The organism is Stenotrophomonas sp. P5_A8, assembly GCF_056400545.1.
In genome coordinates this window covers 1-6,665 of the sequence record NZ_JBFULB010000221.1, presented here as the reverse complement: position 1 = coordinate 6,665, position 6,665 = coordinate 1, and the positions used below count along the sequence as shown (strand labels likewise).

The following is a 6,665-nucleotide window of genomic DNA, read 5'->3' as shown; positions in this document are numbered from 1 at the left end:
GGGCGTAGTAGCCGCTCAGCGGGTTGGTGGAGGTGCTGGTGGCATTGCCGCTGGACAGCATCACGCCCGCGCCGCTGCCGGCGTCATTGCGCCACACATCCGCGCCAACGCTCAGGGACTGGCTATTGCCGTGCACATCAAGCTGGCGGCCGACCGCATCGAAACCGGTGCGTGACCCATCTACCCGTGCCCAGGCGCGGCCGCTGTTCTGGCCGGCGTGACGGTCGTGATAGCCCAGGCGGAACAACGTCTGCGTTGCCTGCAGATTGGCCAGGTAGGCGCCACCTTCCGGGCGCAGCACAGGTACCGGCGGCTCGACCGGATTCACGGGATCGACCGGATCGACCGGATCAACGCCACCGCCGCAACCGGGCAGTGTCGGGTCGGCATCGCAGGGGTCCGGTGCAGTCGGCAGCTGGGAGCGCAGATACCAGTTGCCCGCATTCTTGAACAAGAAATAGTCGTACTGCCCGCCGACCGCGCGGCCCACCAAGTCAAACTGGCCGTTAGAGGCGCTGGCCACGGTAACGAGTTCAATGCCATTGATCGTCTGCGCACCGGCCCCGCCCACGTTGTTGACCCGCACGTTGGTCTGGCCGCTGGTGTCGCCGCCGATGACCAGCTTATCCGAGGCGGCATCGTCGCCGGCCAGCACGGTGTTGAACAGCAGCGTGCCGCCGTTGCCGGTGTAGTTGCCGGTGACGTTGAGGGTGTGGAAGGCGCTGCCGTCGCCGAGAGCGACTTCGCCGCCAGCGCCCAGCGCCAACGTGCCCGTGGAGCTGTTGTCACTGAGCTGCCAGCGTGCGTTGTCCACGCGCATCGAGGTGATGTCACGGGTAGCACCGGTCAAGCCGGCGCCATTGCTGAGCGCCACATCGAGGGTGCTGCCAACGGTGTTGAGAATATTGCCGGTGAGGCGCGAGTCGTCGATGTTGAAACCGATGATGGCATCTGGGGCTTCGACAAACAGCAGGTTCCCGTTACCGCCAGCGAGTTCGCCGTTGTTCCTTACGGTAAAGACCGCGGCGGTCGGCGGGGAGGTTGTGGCGCGCGAGGGCGCGACGTAGATCCCCGATCCGGTACCGCCTTCGACGCGTGATGCATCGATCACGACATTGGATGACCCGCCTACATTGGTGTCGACCGCATACATGCCATCTCGCGCACCGATCACGGCGCTGCCGTTACCGATGAGAACATCCGCCGTACCGATCACCAGCAGCCCATTGCCACCAGTCAGAGTCATTGAGCCATTGGCAAGCCCTTCCACCCGTGTGGCATCCAGCGTGAGTAATGCTCTCTGGCCCGCCTCGGTGGTTGAGACGCTTGCCCCCAAGCCAAGGCCGGTGAGCGTGCTCCTGCGTACCGTCGCTTCGGACGAGGGCAGCCCGCCGGTGAAGGTGGATGCCAGCGACAATGCCCGGCCAGTGGCATTGCTGATTACAGAGTCCTGGATGTCAGCCTGAGAGTTAGAAAGGCGGATGGCACCTGTGCTGGTATTGCCCGTGACCTGGCCACCTGACAAGTTAAGGATTGAGCTGTCAGTGGCGTTGATGCTCAGCGTCTGGCCGCCCGGAAGGACCTGTAGGTTCGCCCCGGTCAATGCCCAACCCTCCGCCGTATCGCCGGGCTGAACCGTCCCGGATTGGCCCGGTGTCAGTGTGGCCGCCTGTGACGTGGCGGTGAGGGCAAGGGTGGCTGTGATGGCAACCGAGAGGGTGGTGCCTACTGCGAAATTCATAATGATCTCCAGGGGGGGCGCACCGTGCGGATCAATGAGTAACCCCGTACGGTGAAATAAATGTGATCGGCCGCGCTTCTAGGTAGCGCAGTACCACGGCCACGTCGCCTCATCGGGGGGGCAGAGCGGAGCGGAGCGCAGTGTGCGCGGTCGAGAAAGTGTGATCCATGCAACAAATTGCAATTGATCAGGCGAATCTGAACAGGTGGAGGTTTGGCGCTGCGCAGGCAGCTGTTGACCTAGCGCGCGCACTCGTCTCCCCTCCACGCCTGCGCACTTCTTGGGGTGCTTTTTCCGCACTTCCTGCAGCACGGCCCAGCCCCCGCCCTGTATGGGTCTTTGCCAGCCTTCAGGGACCGACCGGCCCTGCGGTTCCCTGCGCGAGAGGGGGCGTTTTCGGACCTTCCCATGCCTGAGCCGGCGCCCCAAAAAAACAGATGGCCACGGGAAAATGGCAATCAAGCAATCGATACACCGGATGCACGCGGCAAGTGATTGATTGTAAAGGATATGTGGTGATTGCTTTTGGGGGCAATTTTGAGCAATTTCCGAACGGGGAACTTGCAATGTCATTGATTCATAAGGAAATTATTTCAGGCCCGGATTGCCTTCCCGAAAAGCAATCAGGTTGCTTGGATGTTGCCTTATTATTGCCATTGATATAGGTACATAAGTTATTGTATTTAAAGTAATTTATTGGACTTGGTGCGGGGTGGTTGCAAAAATTGCTCATTCCCCGTGGTCATCGGTTTTTTTCCTTAAACGGGCGGGGACGCGCCGGCGTCCACTGTGGTCGCTCTCTCGCTCTCTCGCTCTCCCCGGCGCCGCCCTTCAACGCCGTCAGGACGATCCCCAGCTTTGTCGCAGTCGTTGCGATGGCCAGCCGTATCCTCTCCGCCTATGACGCTGCCCGACGACTTCGAATGGAAGACCCCGCATGGCGCCCTCGGCCCGGACACTTTGCTCGAGCATCGTGGCGTCGCTGTCGTCCAGATGCATCACAGCATCGATGGGGTATGGCGAGCGACCTTGGGGCGCTACAAGTTCCCTGCAGACGGGCTGCGGGTGTGTACCGACTACGATCAGGGCCGCAGCGGTGCCGAGACCTGGGTGTGCCGGCACCAGGTACGACTACGTGCGGACGTGGACAAGATTGTCCAGTGGCGTGAGGCCGTGCAGGGCAACCGTTTGCTAAAGGAAACGTTGCCGCATCCATTTCCTTGAGGCAGCGCCCTGCAGGGAGTTAGGCGACGGCCTGCATCAGCCGCTCGATGAAGAACTGCAGGGAGCCCGCGACCCCCGATAGCACCTCATGGCAGAACGTTGGATCTGCCAGCAAGATCGAGCCGATGATTGCGAAACCAGAAGATGCAATCACTAGGTCAGAGCTGGACGCCAATGACGCGGGAAGAACGACCTCTTGATGGTGTCTGATCACACCGAGCAAGGTTGATATCCGTGCGTCGGTGAAGGCGTGGGATCGCTCAACCTGTTGTTTGAAATCTAGAAGCTCTTCGTGCACAGCTTTTACGTGCCTATCTAGCTCATCGATCTTGTTAGGGAGTTGGCCCCCTATGCCGTATATGGATCCGAATGAGCTGGAATCAGGCAGGGGTTTCGGCGCAAAGTCGGCGGGAGTGAGGTGTGCCACCTTGAGCGCATTCCGCGCGCCAGAGAATGCTGCGAGCATTGAGATGAGTGCCCCCCCGATGACCAGGATCAAGCCGAGGTAAGTAATGGACCTGACCGGATAGTGCGTGGCCAGCAGCAGCGATAGTGCGATCACCAAAAGAGCCGTGACCACGAAATATAGATACTTCATGGCTTAGTTTCCTCGTTTCGAGTCGATGACGGCTCTCTGTGTAAAGATTCTGGCCGAAGCTGCGTGTACCGCTTCAACTCGTTCCAAGAAGTGTGAAGCGTTACCGCCGCCACCTCGGGAATATCGTAGCTCTGCTCAAACAATCGAGATGTGGCCTCGTGGCGAAGGTCGTGGAAGCACAGGTCGACAATCCCCAGGTCGCTGCAGGCGCGGGTGAATGAGGTGCCTACGGATTTTGAGTTGAAGGGGAAGATGCGGTCGTCGCCCTCGATCCGCGGCTGGCGCTGTACCAGCGCCCAGGCATCGCCGAGCAGCGGGAACGTCCGGTGATTACCGATCTTGCTGCGCGGGTGCTTGGCATCCCTGAGCATCGCCGTGCGGTTCTTTGTGTCGAGGTCGGACCACTGGAGTCGGGTGATCTCGCTCTCGCGCTTCGCCGTCAGGATGGCGAAGGTGATGATGTCGCTCATGGGGATCACAGAGCGCCAGGCTGCGGCAGCGTAGTGCTCGTGCAGTCGCTGCAGTTCTTCCGCAGTGGGGCGCCGGTCGCGTTGCTTGGACTTGCCCACCAGCTTGAACAGCCGCAGGACGGGCCTTGCCTCTGCCACAGGGTCCGTCGCCGACTTCACGCCTTTCATCGGCCCGGCCAGCTTGAGCAGCTCCGACAGGAACCCCAGCTCAACGTTCATGGTCGCCGGCGCGCAAGGGGGGATAATGTGCCCCTTCGCATTCATGTGGTTGCCTTGCACGCGACGGCGCGCATGCTCGATCACATCGGTGGCCGTCAGGTTTCGGGCCACGATGGTGCCTAAACCCTCACGGATGCGGCTGAGGTTGCCTGCTTGGGTAGCGCCAAGCGCCTTCACCGAGGCCAGTTCATCGGTCCGCCAGTCGATCAGCTGATCGATGGTCAGGTTCTCGCCGGGTGTACCGCCGCGAGCCTCGTAGTCGGCCTGCTCGCGCTCGATGCGTTCCGCCCAGGTCTTGGCGGCAGTTTTGGTTGGGAAGGTGCGGTATTGGTCTTTGTGGCCCTTGCGGCGCACCATTGCGCGCCAGCGGCCGTTGCGGTTTTGCAGCGTTGCCATCGTTGTGCCATTCCATGTTGTGCCAATCCATCGCTGGCACAAAAATGCTACAGCTGATTGGGAATTACCGGGCAAAACCGGGAAAAATCGGGTGTAACTGTGTATCCCTATATCGTCTTAAGTGCATGAAAACATTGAATTCCGAGCAGATCCGCCTGTGCGTGGCCCCCATGATGGACTGGACCGACCGCCATTGCCGGTACTTCCACCGGCTGCTGGCACCGGGCGCACGGCTGTACACCGAGATGGTCCACGCCAACGCGGTGATCCACGGCGATCGCGAGCGCCTGCTCGGGTTCGACGGCAGCGAGCATCCGCTGGCGCTGCAGCTGGGCGGCAGCGATCCGATCCTCCTCGCGCAGGCGGCGCGCATCGCCCAGGACTGGGGCTACGACGAGGTCAATCTCAACTGCGGTTGCCCCTCTGATCGGGTCCAGGCCGGGCGCTTCGGTGCCTGCCTGATGCGCGAGCCGGTGCTGGTGGCCCAGTGCGTGGCGGCCATGGTCGCTGCGGTCGACATCCCGGTCACGGTCAAGTGCCGATTGGGTGTTGATGAGGACAACGACTACGAAACCTTCGTCAACTTCGTCGATCAATCTGCCAACGCCGGTAGCGCGATGTTCATCGTGCACGCCCGCAACGCGTGGTTGAAGGGCTTGTCGCCGAAGGAGAACCGCGAGGTGCCGCCGCTGCGCTACGACTGGGCGCACCGGCTCAAGGCCGACCGCCCGGCGCTGCAGATCGTGCTCAACGGCGGTCTGGCCACGGTCGAGGCCGCGCAGGCCCAGCTGCCCGCGCTGGACGGGGTCATGCTGGGCCGTGCCGCCTACCACGACCCCTACGTGCTGCATCAGCTCGAGGCGGCCCAGACCGGTGCGGCGCTGCAGCCGCGCGAGGCACTGCTGCGCGCCATGCGTCCCTACATCGAGGAGCAGCTCGGCCGCGGCCTGGCCCTCAAGCACATCACCCGCCACCTGCTCGGCCTGTTCCACGGCCAGCCGGGCGGCCGGGCGTTCCGGCAGGTGCTCAGCGAAGGCGCGCATCGCGCTGGCGCCGATTGGGACCTGATCGAGCAGGCGCTGGCGATCACCCGCGCCCAGGCCGAACGCGTCGCTGCGTGAGCCGCGTCACCTTGTCTGCTTGACAAGGGGCCCACTTTAGCCGCCAATGTTCACTTAGATGAACGGAGTGGGGGCCCAATCGGAAAAGTTCAGACCGGATTCACTGCATAAACCCAAGAATTCGCTAAGGATTTGTAAAACGCCGGCTGATGCTGGCGGTTGCCGATTCACAACTTTTGAACGTTTAGCCGCGCTCCGCTAGGATCAGACCGATGTTCTCCGTGACCTGCCACCGCCGTCTTGCCGTCCTCGCCCTGCTGGCGACGGGCGCCGCTGCCGCCATCGGCAGTGCATCGGCACAGGAGCATGATCCGGCACGCGCCGAGATGATCCGGGCCTCCCGGGGCGCACCGCCGGAACGGTCGCTGTCCGATGCGGTCCGCCGCGTCCAGCGCACCACCGGCGGCCACATCCTGGGTGCCGAGCGGGTGCCCTACGACGGTCGCGACATCAACCGGGTCAAATACATGGACGACCGCGGTCGGGTCCGCTACATGGACGACCCCGCGCCGGCACGTTCACAGCCCCGCGCACCACGATCGGATATGTCTTCACTACGCGGCGATAACCCCTGAACAGGGATAGTTGTCCGTAATCATCTGTATTCCACTGGCCTCAGGCCATACCCAGGACACTAGGGAGAGTTCATGCGTATCCTTCTGGTCGAAGACGAAGCCCCGCTGCGGGAAACACTGGCAGCCCGGCTCAAGCGCGAAGGCTTTGCCGTCGATGCCGCGCAGGACGGTGAGGAAGGTCTGTACATGGGCCGCGAAGTGCCGTTCGACGTGGGCATCATCGATCTGGGCCTGCCGAAGATGTCGGGCATGGAACTGATCAAGGCGCTGCGCGACGAGGGCAAGAAATTCCCGGTGCTGATCCTCACCGCACGCTCGAGC

The 6,665-nt window shown here is 62.3% G+C and carries 7 protein-coding genes; 4 read left to right on the top strand and 3 right to left on the bottom strand.

Annotation, left to right across the window (positions count from 1 at the left end; genetic code table 11):
• A partial coding sequence (locus tag AC1DQP_RS14565) for an autotransporter outer membrane beta-barrel domain-containing protein (protein ID WP_478051869.1) occupies nt 1–1,741 on the bottom strand: 1,741 nt, incomplete at its 3' end.
• A gap of 900 nt (nt 1,742–2,641) precedes the next feature.
• Here AC1DQP_RS14565 and AC1DQP_RS14560 point away from each other — a divergent pair.
• Entirely contained in the window at nt 2,642–2,965 is a 324-nt protein-coding gene (locus AC1DQP_RS14560; protein WP_457322435.1) for a hypothetical protein, read from the top strand.
• 19 nt (nt 2,966–2,984) lie between these two features.
• Here the strand turns inward: AC1DQP_RS14560 and AC1DQP_RS14555 are convergent, their stop codons facing one another.
• On the bottom strand, nt 2,985–3,563 hold the full coding sequence (locus AC1DQP_RS14555) for a hypothetical protein (RefSeq protein ID WP_478051868.1): 579 nt from the start codon (nt 3,561–3,563) through the stop codon (nt 2,985–2,987).
• Nucleotides 3,560–4,648, bottom strand: coding sequence for a tyrosine-type recombinase/integrase (locus AC1DQP_RS14550; RefSeq protein WP_478051867.1), 1,089 nt, complete (start codon nt 4,646–4,648; stop codon nt 3,560–3,562). The genes AC1DQP_RS14555 and AC1DQP_RS14550 overlap by 4 nt, the downstream gene beginning before the upstream one ends.
• 125 nt (nt 4,649–4,773) lie before the next feature.
• Between AC1DQP_RS14550 and dusA the strand changes: the two genes are divergently transcribed.
• From dusA to AC1DQP_RS14535, 3 genes are all read left to right on the top strand, one after another.
• The gene (gene dusA, locus AC1DQP_RS14545; RefSeq protein WP_457318547.1) at nt 4,774–5,769 is read left to right on the top strand and encodes a tRNA dihydrouridine(20/20a) synthase DusA; all 996 of its coding nucleotides are present in this window, start codon (nt 4,774–4,776) and stop codon (nt 5,767–5,769) included.
• Nucleotides 5,770–5,981: 212 nt separating this feature from the next.
• The gene (locus AC1DQP_RS14540) at nt 5,982–6,344 is read left to right on the top strand and encodes a hypothetical protein (RefSeq protein WP_256775201.1); all 363 of its coding nucleotides are present in this window, start codon (nt 5,982–5,984) and stop codon (nt 6,342–6,344) included.
• Nucleotides 6,345–6,416: 72 nt separating this feature from the next.
• A partial coding sequence (locus AC1DQP_RS14535) for a response regulator (RefSeq protein WP_478051866.1) occupies nt 6,417–6,665 on the top strand: 249 nt, incomplete at its 3' end.